Below are 952 nucleotides of genomic sequence, written 5' to 3'. Positions count from 1 at the left end.
CACCATTTAATTATTATTTTATATTTATTGTATTTTAATTTTATTATTTCTTATTAGTTTTGCATTGTAGCTTGATTTTCAAAAAAACATTTTCCAATGATTTTTTAGTATTTTTGATATTTTTGCAAATTTCTTTCTTTTTGCTTTCTCCTATTTGGAGTTTATCTAAAAAAGTTTCTTCAAGAATATTAACAAGTTGTGTACATTCTTTTGTATCAAATGTTTTTGATTCATTTAAAGATGACAATGCTTTCAATAATAAATCTTTATATTCTATAAGAGCTTTAATATCTACCTCTGAAAGCTGAGCTAACAGAGATAGAAATTGCATAAAATTGTAAAATGAAAAAATAAATCCATGGTATATTATTACTTTTCAAAATAAAAAATACTGTTTTACCAATAAACCTAAAAAAATAATTTGCTTTAAATGAGTTGAGAATAACAAAATTAAAATCTCCTATTCTAGATACCATTATCTTTCCTTATCTTTTAAAATTAAAGATGAATTTGATACTCTACAATAATTTTCATATTTAGGATACAACATTACATGAGGCAATCTTTCAACATATTTTATAATCGTACTATAAGTATGGCCCATGGCTGCAGCATAAACACGAATATCTTCACCATTTGGAATTAATCCCTTTAGTTTTAATACTGCATAGCCTCTTATTCCTTCAGCTGAAATAAAATGATCATCCTTTTGCACAATCTTCACAGGACCAGAAACTACCCATTTAACTTTAGATCCTTTTTTTCCATAATCCAAAGTCATATAATCCGTATCGTAATATTTTATAATCGAACGATAAACAAATAGCTTTGGAGTATATTGAAATATATTAATTTCCTCAGAAGTAAATTCTTTTTCTCCAGTTCTATCTATATAAGTAAATTTAAACAAAGATTTATTTTTTAAATAATCTGTAACACCATTAAATTCAAT

The 952-nt window shown here is 24.5% G+C and carries 2 protein-coding genes; both read right to left on the bottom strand.

Features of this window, described 5'->3' with window-relative positions:
- Nucleotides 1-43: 43 nt before the first annotated feature.
- Nucleotides 44-256 (bottom strand): hypothetical protein, encoded by a 213-nt coding sequence (locus L8X24_RS07900; RefSeq protein ID WP_263664340.1) that lies wholly within the window; start codon nt 254-256, stop codon nt 44-46.
- A gap of 219 nt (nt 257-475) precedes the next feature.
- Nucleotides 476-952: hypothetical protein (locus tag L8X24_RS07895; RefSeq protein WP_263664339.1), on the bottom strand; the 477-nt coding region annotated here is incomplete at its 5' end.

The sequence above is a fragment of the Campylobacter sp. CNRCH_2015_0814 genome (assembly GCF_025772765.1).
Taxonomy (GTDB): domain Bacteria; phylum Campylobacterota; class Campylobacteria; order Campylobacterales; family Campylobacteraceae; genus Campylobacter_D.
The sequence above is the reverse complement of the archived record's forward strand: the minus strand, read 5'-3'. Positions and strand labels throughout refer to the sequence as shown.